The sequence below is a fragment of the Pseudomonas sp. PONIH3 genome (genome assembly GCF_002934345.1).
GTDB lineage: Bacteria > Pseudomonadota > Gammaproteobacteria > Pseudomonadales > Pseudomonadaceae > Aquipseudomonas > Aquipseudomonas soli.
The window spans coordinates 3,070,163-3,086,518 of the sequence record NZ_CP026386.1 but is presented as its reverse complement, the minus strand read 5'-3'; the positions used below and the strand labels follow the sequence as shown (position 1 = coordinate 3,086,518).

Below are 16,356 nucleotides of genomic sequence, written 5' to 3'. Positions count from 1 at the left end.
TTCCCTCCCCGACGTCATGTAATGGACTACGTTGTGAGCTTCCTCTCGATCGAATTCGGCCTCTGTTTCACGCTGTTCTTCCTGCTTTATTGGAGCCTGTGCTGGAGTGTCCGGCTGCAGAACCTGCTGCTGCTGACGGCCAGCTATGGCCTGGTAGCCAGTTTCAGTCTGCAGTCGCTCTACATCCTGCTGGGCTACAGCGTGTTGGTGTACTTGCTCGGCCTGCTGGCGGGGCGCTACCCCGGGCGCTGGTTCAGCCGCGTGCTGCTGTTGACGCTGGTGTTGGGCTGTTTCTACCTGTTCAAGTACCAGGCGTTCTTCGTCGAAGGCGCGCAGGCCGCGCTGGCCACCGCCGGGTTCGACGTGGCGCTGCCGCTGCTGGAAGTGCTGGTGCCGATCGGGCTGTCGTTCTATACCTTCCATTCGGTCAGCTACCTGGTGTCGATCAACCGGCGCGAGCTGGCGCCGTCGGCGCCGCTGGACCTGGCCTTATACCTGGCGTTCTTCCCCAGCCTGGTGGCCGGGCCGGTCAACCGCGCCCTGCACATGCTGCCGCAGATCCGCCCGCCAGCCATGCGCCAGGTGCTGGAGCCGCAGCGGGCACTGGGGTTGATCGCGATGGCGGTGGTCAAGCTGTTCTTCCTCAGTGCCTGGCTGGGCAGCGAGTGGGTGGACCCGGTGTTCGACACCCCGGGCAGCGCCACCCCCGAGCAGGTGCTGCTGAGCGTGTACGGCTACAGCCTGCTGATCTACTTCAACTTCAGCGGCTACACCAACCTGGTCACCGGCATCGCCCTGTTGCTGGGGTTCCGTCTGCCGGACAACTTCGACGCGCCATATGCCGCGCACAACCTCAAGGAATTCTGGGGGCGCTGGCATATCAGCCTGTCACGCTTCATCCGCGACTACGTCTATATCCCGCTGGGCGGTAACCGCCAGGGGGTATGGCGCGGCAACCTGAACATGCTGCTGGCGATGCTGGTGTCCGGGCTGTGGCACGGGGCGAGCGTGAATTTCATCATCTGGGGCGCGCTGCACGGCGTGGGCCTGGCCATCTCCAAGCTGTTCAGCCAGTGGTGCCCGGGGTTTGCCCGCCTGCCGGGATCGGGCTTGCTGGCGCGGTTGATGACCTTCCACTACGTGGCGTTCGCCTGGATCTTCTTCCGCAGCCCGACGCTGGAGGGCGCGCTGGAGATGCTCGGTGACATCGCCCAACTGAGCCTGGCGGGCCTGAACAGTGCCACGGGCCTGATGCTGCTGGCCTGCGTGCTGTTCGTGGCCAGTTATCCACAATGGCTGGTGCTGCTGCGCCAGAGCGGCGCGGCCTTCCAGCGCCTGCCGTGGCAGCTGTACCCGATCCCGCTCGGGGTCGGCGTGTCGCTGGTGATTTTCGCTTCGCAGTCGGGCGTGCCGGGGTTCATCTATGCAAGCTTCTGATAGCAAACAGCTGTTCCAGGTGCAGATGGGCGCCGCCCGTGGCCTGTACGCGATCGTGGTCACAACCGCGCTGTTGTTCTGGCTGAACCAGGATTCGATCAAGCTCTACTGCCAGCAGAAGTACCACCAGAGCTGCGAAATCCCGCTGCTGGGCCAGATGCCGGCCTGGCGCACGGGCGCGCAACTGACGGCACTGCTCGAGGCGCGCCGCGACGACCTGCTCGAGCGCCTGCAGCCAGCGCCGCAGGTGGTCGAAGCGCCGCTGCCCGAGGTGCTGCCCGCACCGATACCGGTGGTCACGGTCGACCTGCAGACCCCGGCGGCACTGGCCAAGCCGCTGCCGCACGGTGCGGCACACACGCCGGCGCCGGCTACTGTGCCCGCGCCCGTCGCTGTCGCCCAGCCCGTCGCGGCAGTGCCGGCGTCAGCGCCAATGCCAGCGGCAACTCCGGCACCAGTCCCGGCGCCGGCATTGCTGCAACCCGGCACCGTGGCCTCCCTGGCCGCCGGTGACGAGGTGTTCCTGGTCGGCGATTCGCTGATGCAGGGCGTTGCCCCGCACCTGGCCAACAGCTTGCGCAAGCGCTACCAGATCCGCACCGTCAACCTCAGCAAGCAGAGCACCGGCCTTGCCTACCCGGGCTTCTTCAACTGGCCGAAGACCGTGGCCGAGACCCTCGACCACGAACCGAACGTGCGCCTGATGGTGGTGTTCCTCGGCCCCAACGACCCGTGGGACATGCCTCAGGGCAAGGGCAAGCCGTTCCTGCGCTTCAAGTCGCCGGAATGGGAGGTGGCCTATCGCGCGCGGATCGATTCGATCCTCGAACAGGCCCGCTCGCATAACGTGCAGGTTATCTGGGTCGGGCCGCCGAACATGGAGAAGGCGCGGCTGTCCACCGCCATGGGCTACCTCAGCGGGCTCTATCAGGAGCAGACCGCGCTGTACGGCCAGCACTACGTGTCGGCCAACCCGATCCTCGGCTACGCCGACGCCAGCTTCTCGTACACGGTGCAGACCGCGCAGGGCAAGCGGGTGAAGGTGCGGGTCGACGACGGCATTCATTTCACCATCACAGGCCAGAAGATGATCGCCGAACAGGTACTGTCGCTGATCAGCTTCCCTGGCCTGACCGTAACAGGACATTGAGATGCGCCAATGGCATCACCTGCTGGGCCTGGCCCTGCTGATCAGCGCCGCGCCGGGTTGCAGCACCGGCGCCAACAGCGTGAGCGCCCAGCCCGCGGCGCGGCCCACCGCCACGCCCGTCACTCGCCAGGACGGCAACGTCGCCCTGCTCGCGAGCAAGCTGCGCAATGCCAGGCGTGCCCCGGTCGGCATCGTCCAGCTGGGTGACTCGCATACCGCCGCCGACCTGTTTAGCGGCGAACTGCGCAAGCTGTTACAGGCGCGCTACGGCGATGGCGGCATCGGCCTGGTGCCAGCCTCGCCGGTGCCGGGGATTCGCAACGACCGGGTGATCATCAAGAGCGAGAAGCGCCAGTGGGAGCTGGTGTCGGCGCGCAACCAGCAGAGCCAGCAGTTTCCCCTGGGTGGCTACCTGTCGCTGCCGCAGGCCAACCGCTCCAGCGTGATGCTGCAGGCGCGTGACGAGGACCGCCAGCGCTACAAGGTCTCGGCGCTGTACCAGTCCAGCGGGACTGCCAGCCTGCTGGTCAATGGCGGCCAGCGTCGGGTGCTGCCGGCCAGCAATGGCCAGTGGCGCTTCAGCCCGGCGTTCGCCAATGTCGGCCTGCCGGTGCACCTGACGATGGAGGGTGGCCGTGGCGTCGCCTTGGGTGGCTGGTACCTGCAGGGGCAGAAGAATGCCGGTGTGACCTATTCGACGCTGGGCATCAACGGCGCGCGCCTGGAGGTGGTGGACAAGTGGCAGGCGGGTTGGCGCGACAGCCTCAAGGCCGTGCGGCCGGACCTGGTGATCCTGGCCTACGGCACCAATGAGGCGTTCGACGACAAGCTCGACCTGGCGCTGTACCAGACGCAGTTGGAGGCGACCCTCACGGGCTTGCGCAAGGACCTGCCGCAGACGGCGATCCTGCTGGTCGGCCCACCGGACTCGATCAAGCAGCGCAAGGCGCGCAGTTGCGCGGCGCGCCAGCCGCAACCGCTGGCCTCGGTGATCCGTATCCAGAAGCAGATGGCGCGCAAGCACAAGGCGCTGTTCTGGGATTGGCAGGGGTTCATGGGCGGGCCGTGCTCGATCGCCGGCTGGCAGGCGCAGGGGCTGGCGCGGCCTGATCTTGTCCATCTGACAGCCGATGGCTATCGCAAGAGTGCGGCGGGCTTGTATGAGTTTCTGAAGGGACCGTTGGGGTTGCGTTGAGGCCTGGCCTGATCGCGGGGCAAGCCCGCTCCCACGAAGCACCTTGGTACTTGGCGTGGGAGCGGGCTTGCCCCGCGATGCCTTTGGATCAGGCCGGCTCGGCCTCCAGCTCAACCATCGCCTCGCGATAGCGCGCCAGCTCCTCGATGGTTAGCACCGGCAGGTTGTACTGCCGCGCATACACCGCCACCTGTTCGCCGCGGGCCATGCTGCCATCGGGGTTCATCAACTCGCACAGCACCGCCGCCGGGCGCAGGCCGGCCAGGCGGGCCAGGTCCACCGAGCCTTCGGTGTGGCCGCGACGGATCAGCACGCCGCCGTCACGGGCGCGCAGCGGGAATACATGGCCGGGGCTGACGATGTGGCGCTGTTGCGCGGTGGAGCGCAGCGCGGCTTCGATCGTGGTGATGCGGTCCTGCGCCGACACGCCGGTGCTGACGCCCTCGGCGGCTTCGATGGTGACGGTGAAGCCGGTGCCGTGGCGGGCCTGGTTGTTCTGCACCATCGGCGCCAGCTGCAGGGCGTCGACGGTGGCTTCGTCCAGGCACAGGCAGACGATGCCGCTGCAATCGCGGATCATCATGGCCATGGTCTGCAGCGACAGGTTCTCGGCGGCAGCGACGATGTCGGCTTCGTCCTCGCGGTCGTCGTCGTCGAGCAGCAGCACCGGGCGCCCGGCCTGGAAGGCGGCGATGGCGGCACTGACGTTGGGGAATTGCTTGTTAAGCGGGGTGGACATGAAACGCTCCTCGTGAATGATCGATGAACGTCTCGGGGCGAACAAAATGCGCGCGCAAGGGCGCCTGGGCGGCCCCTGCCAAACGCCTTCTTTCATCCGGACTATGACCGTCGGCCCTGGAATCTCACCAGATCTGCTGACCCCCGGCATGGCCGGGGCGCTCGCGGGCTCATCTTTCGATTTACCGCCGGTGGGGACTTTCACCCCGCCCTGAAGACCGGGCAAGCATACCCCACGGTGGCGGACTGCTGGCAAGCCCTACGACTTTAGTTGCTGCCAGTCGAGTCCGAACCGCGCCAGGTACTTGCGCAGGCGGTCGGCGTCGTTGGGGTTGGCCTTCTCCTGCCGCGACACCGCGAACAGCTGGCGCCCGGCCTCGGACAGGCTAGGGGTGCGGCGGCACACATCGATCACCGCCTGCAGTTGCACCTGGTCGAACAGGTCCAGTTCGCGGCCGTCCAGCAGCGGCTCGGTTGCCGATTCCAGGCCCCAGGCATAGCGCAGCCGTTCGATCTCTTCCTCGACCAGTGCCTCGTCGATGCGCCCGCTGTCGGCCAGGGTCGCCATGCGCGTGATCGATGCCGACAGCTCGCGGAAGTTGCCGGCCCAGCGTGCTTCGCTGGCGTGGGCAAAGGCCAGGTAGCGGCGCTTGGCTTCGAGGTTGAAGCGCACCTGGCGGCCTTGCTCACGGGCGTGGCGCTGCAGCTCGAAATCCAGGTTCGGCTCGATGTCTTCGCGCCGCTGGGCCAGGCCCGGCAGGGCGAAGGTCCACAGGTTGATGCGGGCGAACAGATCTTCGCGGAACGAGCCGTCGGCGACCTTGGCGCGCAGGTCGCGGTGGGTGCCGGCGATCAGTTGGAAGTCGCTTTCCACCTCACGGTCGGCGCCCAGCGGGAAGAAGCGCTTTTCTTCGATGGCCTTGAGCAGCATGGCCTGTTCGTCGGCGCCCAGCTCACCTATTTCGTCGAGGAACAGCATGCCGCCGTCGGCGGCGCGCAGCAGGCCGTCGCGGGCGTTCTGCGCGCCGGTGAAGGCGCCTTTGGCGTGGCCGAACAGGGTCGACATGGCGCCGTCACCGCGCAGGGTGGCGCAGTTCACCTCGATGAAGCGACCGCCCAACTGGTGACGACCGCGCTTGAGCTCATGGACGCGCCGGGCCAGGAACGACTTGCCGGCGCCGGTCGGGCCGACCAGCAGCATCGGCGCCTTCGAGCGCAGGGCGACCCGTTCGATCTGCTCGATGGTGCGGTTGAAATCCGGGTTGCGCGTGGCGATGCCTGACTTGAGCAGCGACTGCCCCTCGACCTGTTCGCGGCGAAAGCGCGAGGCGATCGGGTCGTAGCGCGACAGGTCGAGGTCGATCAGCGTGGCGATGCCGGCCGGGTCGCTGTTTTCGTCGTGCTTGCGCGAGGGCGAGGTCTGCACCAGGCGCGCCGGCAGGTAGCGCGCCTCGGTGAGCAGGAACCAGCAAATCTGCGCGACGTGGGTACCGGTGGTGATATGCACCAGGTAGTCCTCGTGCTCGGTGTCGAAGCTGTAGCCGCTGGCGAAGTCGTGCAGGGCGCCGTAGACCTCCTCGAAATCCCACGGGTTGCGCAGCGCCAGCGGGTGCAGGCGCACCTCGGTGCCGGGCGAGACCTGCTGGATGTCGGCGCGGATGCGCTCGGCCAGGCCGAGGTCGCGTGCGTCGGGGCCGTGGATAAGTTCCAGGCGGTCCAGGGGCAGGTCGGATTGCTGGCACAGGCCGATGGTTGGCCGCCACCTGTTCCAGCGCGCCGCACCCTTGCCGTTGCGGTCGAGGGTGGTGCCGAGAAAACCGATGGCAACGAGGGGCTTGGTCATCCGTGATTATCCAAAAAGATAAATATGTATCTCAGGATATACGAAAAGTGAAATAGGTATGACACGTTGCAATGTGCAGCTTAACGCGCAATAAAAAATAAATTCTTATAAATCAGATAATTAAAAGATTTTTCAAGAACGAATGAAAACCTGGCACGCCGCTCGCTATATCCCTCTCGACCGCATCGCCAGGCAGGCCCTCGGGACAGGGGAACCCCCCGCCGGTGCACGTACCCACCTTCAGGTGTCGGTGTCGTGCATGCCGCCGCCGCAACGACCGGTCATTGCTGCGCTGGGCCCCTGGAAAGGCCGGCGCAGACGCTCGCCGGGCAAAGCCCCGGCACTACCCTCCTAAGGTAGCTGTAACCGCAACACCCGCCGGGTGGGCACAGGCAACGCAAGCAGGGCCAGGACGGCCCGTCACTGCGAAGGACGCCTGGCCCGCCGCTGGCCCACCCGGCTCGCCGGCCGGGCCTGGCGCAACGATGGTGGCCGCTGGAGCAATGCTCCCGGCCCCGGACTCCGCCAGGCTTCGCTCGCGACGCCCGATGGGTTGGCGACCCCGGCAACCAAGGACATTGAACAAAGGATGAGCAAGATGAACATGTTGAAGCGCTTTGTAGTGAAGAAGAACGAACACGGCCTGTTGCTGAACGATGGCGATTTCGAGGCGATCCTCGAGCCGGGCCAGTACAAGCGTTTCGATTGGCAGGGGCGGCTGACGCTGAAGACCTGCCCCCAGGATTCCCCGCTGCACGACTATCCCCTCGAGCGCTATCTGCGCCAACATGAGCCGGCGTTGGTCGAGCAGTATTTCCTTACCCTGGACATGGCCGAAAACGAAGTGGGCCTGCGTTTCGAGGATGGTCAGTTGAAGGAACTGTTGGCAACTGACAGCCGCCGCCTGCAATGGAAAGGTCAGACCCGGCAGAGCCTGACGCGGATCGATCTGGCCCAGGGGCGGCGCCTGGACGCCGAGCTGCTGGCACGCCTGAACAAGCCGGGAATCGCCGGCATGGACAACGTGCTGCTGGTGACGGTGCCGACCTTCAGCGTCGGTGTGCTGCGCATCGATGGTGTCGTGGTCGACCTGCTGCTGGCCGGGCAGCATGGATTCTGGCGCTGCGGCGCCCAGGTAGTGGTGGACACGGTGGATACGCGTCGCCCTGTTTCGGACGTCAACGTCCGGGAGTTGCTCGCCCGTGGCATGGACCAGCACCTGGTGTGCATGGACCTGAGCGAGCATGAGGTCGGGCTGCGCTTCGAGGACGGCAAGCTGGTCGAAGTGCTGCCGCCGGACAGCCGCCGTGCCTACTGGAAAGACCAGGCCAGGCACGAGCTGCAACGTCTCGACCTGACCCATGGCCAGTGCCTGGACGCCGAGTTGGTGACCCGCCTGAATCGCCCGGGTATCGCCGGCATGGACCATGTGCTGCTGGCGCTGGTGCCGGCCTTCCATGTCGGCGTGCTGAAGATCGACGGCGTGGTGGCCGGGGTGCTCGAGCCCGGACAGCATGGCTACTGGCGTTGCGGCAGCCAGGTAGCGGTGGAGATGGTCGACACCCGCCTGCAGGCACTGGAGGTGAGCGGCCAGGAGATTCTCACCCGCGACAAGGTCAACCTGCGCCTGAGTCTGGTGGCCAACTGGCGTTATACCGACGTGCTCGGTGCCCATGGGCAGATGAGCAAGCCGGTTGAGCACCTGTACCGCGAGCTGCAGTTCGGCCTGCGTGCGGCGGTGGGCACCCGGACCCTCGATGAGCTGTTGGAGAACAAACAACTGATCGACGACAGCGTTACCGAGCGCCTGCAGGCGCAGTTGCCGGGCAGTGGCTTGGAAGTAGGTAGCCTCGGGCTGCGCGACATCATCCTGCCGGGCGAAATGAAAACCCTGCTGGCGCAGGTGGTGGAGGCAGAGAAGGCAGCCCAGGCCAACGTGATCCGGCGGCGTGAGGAAACCCAGGCGACCCGCTCGCTGCTCAACACTGCCAAGGTGATGGAAGGCAACCCGACGGCCCTGCGCCTGAAAGAGCTGGAAACCCTGGAGCGGGTGGCCGAGCGCATCGACCGGATTTCGGTGTTCGGTGGCCTGGATCAGGTATTGAATGGCATGGTCAGCCTCAAGGCGGGTTGACCCTGTGCGACACGACGTAACGCAACAAGGAACAAGGTAATGAACATACTCGAAGTGGCGGGCGGCAAGCCGATCAAGCTGTGGACCGACGGTGTGCCGGTCGAGGACGACGCCCGCAAGCAACTGATGAACACGGCGAAGATGCCGTTCATCTTCAAGCACCTGGCGGTGATGCCGGACGTGCACCTGGGCAAGGGCTCGACCATCGGCAGCGTGATCCCCACCGTGGGCGCGATCATCCCGGCGGCGGTGGGCGTGGACATCGGCTGCGGCATGATCGCCGCGCGTACCTCGCTGCATGCCCGTGACCTGCCGGACAACTTGCATGGCCTTCGTACAGCCATCGAGAAGGCCGTGCCCCATGGCAAGACCTTCGGCCGTCGCGACCAGGGGGCCTGGGACAACGTGCCGAACCAGGCCGACCAGGTCTGGAGCGGCCTGGCCGGGCGCTTCAAGGCAATCACCGACAAGCATCCGCGCCTGGAGAAGACCAACAACCGCCAACACCTGGGGACACTGGGCGGCGGCAACCACTTCATCGAGGTCTGCCTGGACGAGGCCGACCGCGTCTGGTTCATGCTGCACAGCGGCTCGCGTGGCGTCGGCAACGCAATCGGCAACCTGTTCATCGAACTGGCGCAGGCCGACATGCGTCAGCACATGGTCAACCTGCCGGACCGTGACCTGGCGTATTTCGAGGAAGGCAGCCGGCACTTCGCCGACTATGTCGAGGCGGTGGAGTGGGCGCAGGACTTCGCCCGGCACAACCGCGAACTGATGATGCAGGCGGTGGTCGCCGCCACCCGCAAGGTGCTGGGCAAAGCGTTCGAGGCCAGCCTCGAGGCGGTCAACTGCCACCACAACTATGTGCAGAAAGAGCAGCACTTCGGCCGCGAGGTACTGGTGACCCGCAAGGGCGCGGTGTCGGCGCAGAAGGGCCAGCTGGGCATCATCCCTGGCTCCATGGGCGCGAAGAGTTTCATTGTGCGTGGGTTGGGCAACGAGGAATCGTTCTGCTCGTGCAGCCATGGTGCGGGGCGGGTGATGAGCCGCACCAAGGCCAAGAGCCGCTTTACGGTCGAAGACCAGCAGCGCGCCACTGCCCACGTGGAGTGCCGCAAGGACAAGGATGTGATCGACGAGATCCCGATGGCCTACAAGGATATCGATGCAGTGATGCAGGCCCAGCGTGAGTTGGTCGAAGTGGTGCACACCCTGCGGCAGGTGGTGTGTGTGAAAGGTTGAAGCGGGCGACTGGGCTGCTCTGGAGCAGCTGTTCGAGTGCTCGACCGAGTGTCACAGGCGTATTGCCGACTCAAACGGATTGCGGTATTCATGATGGCGCTTTGATATCTATTTGCTTTCCGGTCAGCCGTTCACGGCCCGACCGTGCCACTCGAACCCCAGCAGTTCACGATTTTCCGCACCCACCCGGTTGATTGAAGTGACACAGGAGTCGTCATGCAGGCAGCGAAAGAGCTCGATCAGGTCACCAACGTGAGTTTCCTCTTTGGCATTGCCAAAGTGCAGGCCGAGGCGCCCCCGGACTATGCCCGTCAACACCTGCTGCGTTACCTCGCACAGTATGGCGAGCAGGACGTGGATGAAGAGCGTCTGCAGCAGATGACCAGGCTGATGTCCGCTATCCCGCTCACCTCGGCCGATACCTTGCCGACGTTGCGCGATTCGGTGCTCAGGCAGCATGCCGCGCGTACTGCCTGTATCCGCCAGGCTGTGGAGCGTCAAACGCCATTGCTGGAAGGCGAAACCTTGCAGGAGGAGAGCTTTGCGTTTCTCGGCAAACCGTACAACGGCTGTCGTGTCCGTTCGGTGGCACTGTTGCGCACTACCAACTACGGGCAGCTGGTGTACCTGTTCAAGGATGTGGTGGTGGGGCAGGATGGCCAGTTGCTGTTCATCGAGGCAGTTGGCCAGGTGAACTCTCCAGCAGCGGATCTGGAACTGAGCTCGACGGATGTCGTTGCAGCGGCATTCGGTGAGCTCGGTGGCAAGCTTGCCTCGTCACTGGCCTCCGCTGTTGGTGGTGCAATTGGCAAGGCACTGTTCGAACAGGCCTTTCCGCTAGGCGTGCCGAGCTACTTCGACCAGGTCTATGTTGAGCTCAAAAGGATTGTCGGTGGTGAATTGCAGCAAAGCCTGATCGATAGCATCGACGGCTCGATCAAGAGCATCCAGCAGCACCTGGAGACCGAATACCTGCCGGCCAAGGAATCACTCGATCTCACGCTGCCGGAAGATCGCCAGCAATTGTACGCGCTTTTGCAGAAGTACGAGACCACTTACCTCTCGGGCCCGGGGGGAATGCTGGGCACGCTGATGAACGAGAAGTACGCCAAGCTCGGTTTCGGCGTGTTCCTGATTGCTGCCGGTGTACAACTTGCGTTGTTCCAGGAGATGGCTTTTGTCGATCCGAAGGGCCTGGGACGCGATGGCACGCTACGCAGCCCGCTGCAGTCCAGTTATGGCCAGCCTGGGACCGGCACAGTTGCCAGGGCCGCGAAGATGTACGCCGATTTCGCCGCCGAGCTGTGGCAGCGGATCATCAAGGACCGTGAAGCGAAGATCAGCCATGATGTGCGCGATATGTGCGCCCCGGGGGATACCGGGGGTACCAGCTGCCACCGCTATGGGTGGCTCGACGATGAACTCGAGCGTAACGTGCTGCTGCCGTGCACCCGGAAAACCAAGGTTACGCTGTACCGCGTCTGCGATGGTGACAAGAGTGGCAAGAATCCCAACCTCGACTTCATGAACGAGCGTTTCGCGAATTACCCGGTGGAGCGTGTAGAGGCGCTGCGCAAGTCGTTGGGTGTGCCGGAAACCATCATCGAGCATTGGAGAAGCCTCATCGAGACGCCGGTCCGGCCAGCGTCCGAGCCCGCTCGCCAGGCCTGATGCGTGAGGCGCGGGCCAAGTGATTGGCCGGCGCCTGCGGGCGGCCCTTGCTGTACATCCCTTCCACCACCCTATGCAGCGAGGCTGCCAGCATCGGGCCGTGTCCCAGCCTCGGGAAGCGTTCATAGCGAGCCTGCGCCAGTGTGCCGGCGAGGCTCTGCCACTATCGTCGGCCGGTGAGGAAAAGCTTGGGGGCATGGGATTGCCTTGATGAGAATTCATTGCAATACGAACACTCCGATTGGCGGCGGTGCCGGGGCAATAGCCAGGTGCTGGCATTTCTTCGCGTTACACGGTATCTGCTGGGGGGCTTGCGGGATGTCAGCGGCTGATGAATATCCCGCCGGCCTCGCTGCGGGTACGCAGCTTATGGCTCTGGGCCAACATGGCCAGGGCCAGGGGCAGGTCATCGATCGGGAAACTGCCCGAAACCCGCAACTTGGCCAACGCCGGGTCGCAGACCAGGCGCTGGTCGCTGTAGCGCATCAGTTCCTGGGTCCATTGCAACAACGGCATCTCGTCGATTATCAGCAGGCCATTGCGCCAGGCCAGCTGGGCGTCGCGTGCATCCTCCAGTGGATCGAATCGATCACGGCTGAAGCGCAGCTGCGAGCCTGCCTGGACGATGACACCGCCGGCGGCTTCGGGCTGGACCTGTACGGCGCCTTCGTACACCGCGAGCAGGGTCTCCTGGGGAAACTGGCGCACGCTGAAGCGGGTGCCCAACGCCTGCATGAGGCCTTGCCCGGTCCGCACCCGCAAAGGCCGCGACGGGTCCGCCGCAGTGACGATGTATATCTCGCCCCGGCGCAAGTGCAGCAGGCGCTGCTCGGCCGTGAAGCGCACCCTCAGCTCGCTGTGGCTGTTGAGGGAAACCTGGGTGCCGTCGGCCAGCAGCACATCCCGGCGTTCGCCCAAGGCGGTCAAGTACTCGGTGCCACCTTCATTGCGCCGCCATGCCCACCAGCCCAGTGGTGCCGCGCCCAGCAACACCAGCAGGCTGCGCAGCACGGTGCGCCGGCTGCTGTCGGGGCGCACCAGCGTCTGTCGGGCCAGGGTGGGAGGCAGGGTGCCGAGGCGGGTGAGCAGGCGCTGTGCCCGGTTCCAGGCACGTTCGTGCTCGGCGTCGCGGTATCGCCAGTGCTCCAGTTCGAGCTGTTGTGCCGGCGTCAGCGGCCCTTCCTGCATCAACAGCAGCCAGGCGGCGGCCTGGGCGAGAATGGCCTGGGCGATGGGGGGCTGGTCACTCATCGGGCATCTGGCTCAGGCAGGCGACGTAGCCCTCGTGAATATATTTCTTCACCGTCGGCAAGGCGATGTTCAGTGCCTGGGCGATGTCTTTCTGCTTCATGCCGTCCAGTGTTGCCATCAGGAAGGCTTGCCTGACCCGTGGCCGCAGGCTGTCGAGCACGGCATCGATCTCGTGCAGGGTCTCGAGAATCACGCTCTGCTGCTCGGGCGCCGGATGTTCGACTTCGGGCACCAACGCCAGGGCCTCGAGCCAGGCCTGCTCAAGGGAATGCCGCCGACGCCAGCTGACCAGGACGCAATTGGCGATACGGGCCAGGTAGGCACGTGGCTGGCGCAGGGTATCGGGCTGGGTGGTGTCCCGGCTGGCCAGCACGCGCACGAAAATGTCCTGGGCCAGGTCATCGGCCACGCCACGCCCCCAGGAGCGCAAGCGATACGCCAGCCAGCCGCGCAACCAGGCGTGGTGCTCGACGTACAGCGCGGTCACGGCGCAGTGCTGGATGTGCCGTGGTGGGTTCTTGAAGAGGGTCATGGGCAGCGGGGTCAAGGGCGTAAATGCAAACAATTATCACTAGATTTGGCTAAATCACAAGATCAAGTGAAAATGCGAATCGCACGCATATACCTTTTTCGCTGTCGTGCGACAGAAGAGGTGCAAGCCCGCATCGAGTGCCGGGCACTGACCTCACGAGCGAGAAAAACATGCCCGCCAGCTATCGGCTTCCCCCTGTTTCGCGCCCATCGCAACGCTTGTCCCCGATCAGCTTCGCCGTGCGCTGCGCGGTGCTCGGCTGTTTGCTGGGCTCTGGCGCAAGCCTGGCCCAGGCCGCCCCGGCGGCAACCGAGAACAGCCGACCCGACGACGCCACGCGCCGCGACTACGATATCGCCCAGGGGCCGCTGGGCACTTCGCTGGGCGTGTTCGCCAAGCAATCGGGGCTGTTGCTGTCCTACGATCCCGACCTGACCCGCGGCCGCGCCGCGCCAGCGCTCAAGGGCCGCTACACCGTGCAGGAGGGCGCCCGCCGCCTGCTGGCCAATACCGGCCTGCAACTGCTGCCCACCTCACGGGGGGCATACATCCTCATCCCGCAGGCCCAGGCCCAGGCCCAGGCCCAGGCATCGGCGACGGCAACCGAGCTGACACCGACCGTGGTCGCCTCCAGCGAAATGGTCGACCCGCAGCGTGACACCTACCGCGCGCCGCGTTCGACGGTGCACCTGTCGCGTGAAGACCTCGACCGCTTCAGCACCGTGTCGGTGGGCGACATGCTCAAGGGCGTGGCCGGCGTGCAGGTGGGCGACAGCCGCAACGGCGGCGCGCTGGACGTCAACATTCGCGGCATCCAGGGGCAGAGCCGGGTGGCGGTCAGGGTCGATGGCTCGGAGCAGGCGGTGGATGTCTACCGGGGCTACGGCGGCACCCAGCAGCGCAGCTACATCGACCCCGACCTGATCAGCAGCGTCACCGTGAACAAGGGCCCCAGTACCCGATCGGGGGCTATTGGCGGCTCGGTGGAGATGAAGACCATCGGCGTGGATGACATCCTGGTCGATGGCAAGGACGTCGGCGTGCGCCTGACCGGCAACCTGTGGAACAACGGCGTCGAACCCGAGCACCGCAACCGCCATTCCCGCGACGAGGACCTGAGTGCGGCGCCGCGTGATGAGCGCGGCAGCCTGTTCGGCTCCAAGGCCGAGTCCGGCAGCGCCGCCTTCGCCTATTCCCACGAGCGCTTCGACCTGGTGGCGGCCTATGCGCACCGCAACCAGGGCAACTACTTCTCCGGCAAGAAGGGCCAGGACCGCTACCGCCTCTATGATCGCTGGGGCGAGGAGCAGGCCAGTGTCGCCAACACCTACAATGCCGGCGAGGAAGTGCTCAACTCGTCGTTCGAGACCGACTCCTACCTGCTCAAGACCACCTGGCGGCTGGCCGACGACCACACCCTGGACCTCGGCTACCGGCGCTTCGACGGGCACATGGGCGAGATCATGCCGTCGGACATCTTCCGCTACGGCACCGCCGGCATCTACCAGTACCCCACCAGCGAAATCGAGATCGACACGTACACCGCGCGCTATCACTACCTGCCCGAGGGCAATCCGTGGGTGGACCTCACCAGCAACCTGTGGATGACCGACTCGAAGACCAGCACCTTGAGCGCGGCCTGGATGGCGCCCAAGTCGCAGCTGTTCCGCACCGACCGCGCCTGGTCGCGCCAGGACAACCGCCGCATCGGCGGCGACCTGAGCAACGTGTCGCGCTTCACCACCGCCCATGGCGATTTCAAGCTCGACCTGGGCGGTGCCTTCCAGCTCGAGGACCTGCAGCCGCAGAAAAGCGTCGTGGCCACCCAGCACGACATCAACGCCAACCGCATGTTGCGCGATGCCTCGCGTCAGGAGTTCAGCTTCAACGGCAACCTGGAGTACAAGCCTGTCGAGACGGTGACGCTGTGGGGCGGCGGCCGCTATGCCCACTACCGAACCAAGGACAACACGGTGCTGGCCGAGGCGCGCCGCGAGGAGCGCGAAATGCGCTGGATCACCGCCAGCAGCCCGGGGCACTGGGGCAGCATGATATGGTTCCCGGACCAGAACGGCCAGTACACCGACGCCACCGACCCGCGCCTGAACAACGGCATTGTCTTCGAAAACAGCAACGAGCCGTTCAATGGCGTGCCGTTCAATGAGTCCGGCGCGACCAATGTGGTTGTCCATCCTGAAGGTGTAAACCGAGTGGTCACCGGCTATGACTACACCCCACAGGGCAAGAGCAGCGGCGGTGGTTTCTCGCCGGCCTTCGGCATCAATGTCGAGTTCCTCCCCGACACTTTCGTGTACGCGTCCTACACCCAGGGCCTGCGCCTGCCTTCGCTGTTCGAGACCAGCCAGGGTACCCAGCAGGTCACCCCGGGCAAGCACCTCAAGCCCGAGCGCTCACGCAGCTGGGAAGTGGGCGTGAGTGCCTTGCGCAGCGACCTGCTGACCGCGGGTGACGAGGCGTCGGCCAAGCTGGCCTGGTTCGACAACGACATCAAGAACTACATCACCCGCTACTATGACCCAAGCCCGGGGCTGTGGGGGCAAATGACCTTCAGCAACACCGACAGCTTCCACACCCGCGGCCTGGAGTTGCAGTCGCACTACGATGCCGGACGGGTGTTCGCCGACCTGTCGGCCACCTACTACCTGATGACCGAGACCTGCGACGCGGCCTTTGCCGGCAAGCTGCGCGCCAGCGCCAATCAGTACCAACGTACCCACGACACCCCGGACTGCACGCCGGGCAGCTACATGGGCTCATACACCAACACGCAGAACCCGCCACGCTTCTCGGCCAATCTGCTCACCGGCTTGCGCTTCTTCGACGAGGCGCTGACCGTGGGCGGGCGCATGACCTATACCTCGGGGCCCACCGCGCAGATGGACAAGCCCTGGCAGACCGGCGCCACCACACCGCAGATCGACTATCGCTCGGTGGCGCTGTTCGACCTGTTCCTCAAGTACAAGGTGCTGGAGCACACCGAACTGAACGTGTCGGTGCAGAACCTGACGGACCGCTACTACCTGGATCCGCTGGCGCAGAGCTTCATGCCGGCACCTGGACGGACTTGGCGGGTGGGGATGGTGGCGCGATTCTGAGGGGGGCCTTGCTTGTCGACAGGCATTAAAAAGCCGGCTTGTGG

The 16,356-nt window shown here is 65.2% G+C and carries 10 protein-coding genes, 1 pseudogene and 1 riboswitch; of the genes and pseudogenes, 7 read left to right on the top strand and 4 right to left on the bottom strand.

Going from position 1 to position 16,356, the window contains the following annotated elements; translation table 11 throughout:
- Positions 1-21 precede the first annotated feature (21 nt).
- The 3 genes from C3F42_RS14265 to C3F42_RS14255 are packed head-to-tail and all read left to right on the top strand — an operon-like array spanning position 22 to position 3,782.
- A complete protein-coding gene (locus C3F42_RS14265; RefSeq protein WP_052062238.1) occupies positions 22-1,437 on the top strand; it encodes an MBOAT family protein in 1,416 nt (471 codons plus the stop codon).
- Entirely contained in the window at positions 1,424-2,587 is a 1,164-nt protein-coding gene (locus C3F42_RS14260) for an SGNH family hydrolase (RefSeq protein ID WP_232888215.1), read from the top strand. Before C3F42_RS14265 ends, C3F42_RS14260 begins: the two co-directional genes overlap by 14 nt.
- A gap of 1 nt (position 2,588) precedes the next feature.
- Entirely contained in the window at positions 2,589-3,782 is a 1,194-nt protein-coding gene (locus C3F42_RS14255) for an SGNH/GDSL hydrolase family protein (protein ID WP_094012303.1), read from the top strand.
- An 88-nt stretch (positions 3,783-3,870) separates the two neighbouring features.
- Here the strand turns inward: C3F42_RS14255 and ribB are convergent, their stop codons facing one another.
- Both ribB and rtcR read right to left on the bottom strand, forming a co-directional pair.
- Positions 3,871-4,521, bottom strand: coding sequence for a 3,4-dihydroxy-2-butanone-4-phosphate synthase (ribB, locus tag C3F42_RS14250; protein ID WP_094012302.1), 651 nt, complete (start codon positions 4,519-4,521; stop codon positions 3,871-3,873).
- Between the two features lie 80 nt (positions 4,522-4,601).
- Positions 4,602-4,743, bottom strand: a riboswitch (FMN riboswitch).
- Between the two features lie 36 nt (positions 4,744-4,779).
- A complete protein-coding gene (rtcR, locus tag C3F42_RS14245) occupies positions 4,780-6,363 on the bottom strand; it encodes an RNA repair transcriptional activator RtcR (protein ID WP_094012301.1) in 1,584 nt (527 codons plus the stop codon).
- Between the two features lie 1,207 nt (positions 6,364-7,570).
- Here rtcR and C3F42_RS30280 point away from each other — a divergent pair.
- The 3 genes and pseudogenes from C3F42_RS30280 to C3F42_RS14230 all read left to right on the top strand — a co-directional run.
- Positions 7,571-8,497: pseudogene (locus tag C3F42_RS30280) on the top strand (slipin family protein); the annotation flags it as partial.
- A gap of 39 nt (positions 8,498-8,536) precedes the next feature.
- A complete protein-coding gene (locus C3F42_RS14235; RefSeq protein ID WP_038707268.1) occupies positions 8,537-9,742 on the top strand; it encodes an RtcB family protein in 1,206 nt (401 codons plus the stop codon).
- A 216-nt stretch (positions 9,743-9,958) separates the two neighbouring features.
- The gene (locus C3F42_RS14230) at positions 9,959-11,413 is read left to right on the top strand and encodes a hypothetical protein (RefSeq protein WP_104444565.1); all 1,455 of its coding nucleotides are present in this window, start codon (positions 9,959-9,961) and stop codon (positions 11,411-11,413) included.
- A 321-nt stretch (positions 11,414-11,734) separates the two neighbouring features.
- On the opposite strand, the gene C3F42_RS14225 is transcribed toward C3F42_RS14230, so the two are convergent.
- Together C3F42_RS14225 and C3F42_RS14220 are read right to left on the bottom strand one after the other, a co-directional pair.
- On the bottom strand, positions 11,735-12,664 hold the full coding sequence (locus C3F42_RS14225; protein WP_094012299.1) for a FecR domain-containing protein: 930 nt from the start codon (positions 12,662-12,664) through the stop codon (positions 11,735-11,737).
- On the bottom strand, positions 12,657-13,196 hold the full coding sequence (locus C3F42_RS14220; protein WP_023629462.1) for a sigma-70 family RNA polymerase sigma factor: 540 nt from the start codon (positions 13,194-13,196) through the stop codon (positions 12,657-12,659). Before C3F42_RS14220 ends, C3F42_RS14225 begins: the two co-directional genes overlap by 8 nt.
- 170 nt (positions 13,197-13,366) lie before the next feature.
- Here C3F42_RS14220 and C3F42_RS14215 point away from each other — a divergent pair, with 170 nt between their 5' ends.
- On the top strand, positions 13,367-16,312 hold the full coding sequence (locus tag C3F42_RS14215) for a TonB-dependent receptor (RefSeq protein ID WP_104444564.1): 2,946 nt from the start codon (positions 13,367-13,369) through the stop codon (positions 16,310-16,312).
- Positions 16,313-16,356 lie beyond the last annotated feature (44 nt).

Coding starts and splice junctions, on each gene's coding strand:
- ribB (WP_094012302.1), bottom strand. CDS start 4,521: ATGTCCACCCCGCTTAACAAGCAATTCCCCAACGTCAGTGCCGCCATC.
- rtcR (WP_094012301.1), bottom strand. CDS start 6,363: ATGACCAAGCCCCTCGTTGCCATCGGTTTTCTCGGCACCACCCTCGAC.
- C3F42_RS14260 (WP_232888215.1), top strand. CDS start 1,424: ATGCAAGCTTCTGATAGCAAACAGCTGTTCCAGGTGCAGATGGGCGCC.
- C3F42_RS14225 (WP_094012299.1), bottom strand. CDS start 12,664: ATGAGTGACCAGCCCCCCATCGCCCAGGCCATTCTCGCCCAGGCCGCC.
- C3F42_RS14255 (WP_094012303.1), top strand. CDS start 2,589: ATGCGCCAATGGCATCACCTGCTGGGCCTGGCCCTGCTGATCAGCGCC.
- C3F42_RS14230 (WP_104444565.1), top strand. CDS start 9,959: ATGCAGGCAGCGAAAGAGCTCGATCAGGTCACCAACGTGAGTTTCCTC.
- C3F42_RS14265 (WP_052062238.1), top strand. CDS start 22: ATGGACTACGTTGTGAGCTTCCTCTCGATCGAATTCGGCCTCTGTTTC.
- C3F42_RS14215 (WP_104444564.1), top strand. CDS start 13,367: ATGCCCGCCAGCTATCGGCTTCCCCCTGTTTCGCGCCCATCGCAACGC.
- C3F42_RS14235 (WP_038707268.1), top strand. CDS start 8,537: ATGAACATACTCGAAGTGGCGGGCGGCAAGCCGATCAAGCTGTGGACC.
- C3F42_RS14220 (WP_023629462.1), bottom strand. CDS start 13,196: ATGACCCTCTTCAAGAACCCACCACGGCACATCCAGCACTGCGCCGTG.